This is a genomic window from Halopseudomonas sp. Lyrl_26, from assembly GCF_051948695.1.
Classification (GTDB): domain Bacteria; phylum Pseudomonadota; class Gammaproteobacteria; order Pseudomonadales; family Pseudomonadaceae; genus Halopseudomonas; species Halopseudomonas formosensis.
Window position 1 is genome coordinate 1 of record NZ_JAYJLH010000035.1, and the last position, 848, is coordinate 848.

Genomic DNA, 848 nt, shown 5'->3' on the forward strand with positions numbered 1-848 from the left:
ACAGCAACCGCTTCACTGGCACCTTCGATGGCCTGGGCCATGTGATCAGCGATCTGTTTATTGACCGCGAGACTACCAACTATGTCGGGCTGTTTGGCTACACCGATACCGCCACCCTGCGCCATGTGGGGCTGGAAAATATCGATATTACCGGGCAGAACCAGGTCGGCGGCCTGGCCGGTTATCAGTGGACCGGCGGTATCAGCCAGTCCTATGCCACCGGTGCGGTGAATGGAAACATCTCTGTCGGCGGCCTGGTCGGTGTGCAGCTGAGCAGCAGTATCAGCGAGTCCTATGCTACGGGCGCGGTAACTGGCACTATTCATGTAGGCGGCCTAGTCGGTCATCAGTCTAGCACCGCCCGTATCAGCCAGTCCTATGCCACCGGTGCGGTGAATGGAACCAACAATGTCGGCGGCCTGGTCGGTTATCAGTGGATCGGCGGTATCATCCAGTCCTATGCCACCGGTGCGGTGAATGGAAACAGCTCTGTCGGCGGCCTGGTCGGTTCTCTGTATAGTGGCACTAACACCAACAGCTTTTACGCTACCACCGACAACGATAACAACAATATCACCGGGGATCACACCCACAGTTCCGGCGGCACAGGCCGCACCTGGGCTGAGCTGATGAACCGGGACACCTTCGCAGGCTGGGATGATTCCGTCTGGGGCTTTGTCGATGGCGCAGAGTACGAAGGCTACGCCCTGGGCGGGCTGCCGTACCTGATCGGCGTCACCCGCGAAGAAGATATTGTCGTCAGCAATGAAACGCTGTTCGACAGCGGCTGGGGCACAGACACCGCTCCCTGGACCATCACCAACTGGCACCAGTTGCAGAACATCAAT

General features: G+C 58.6%; 1 protein-coding gene. It reads left to right on the top strand.

Translation table 11 applies throughout. The features are described from left to right. A partial coding sequence (locus tag VF673_RS14985) for a GLUG motif-containing protein (protein WP_440292522.1) occupies positions 1–848 on the top strand: 848 nt, incomplete at both ends.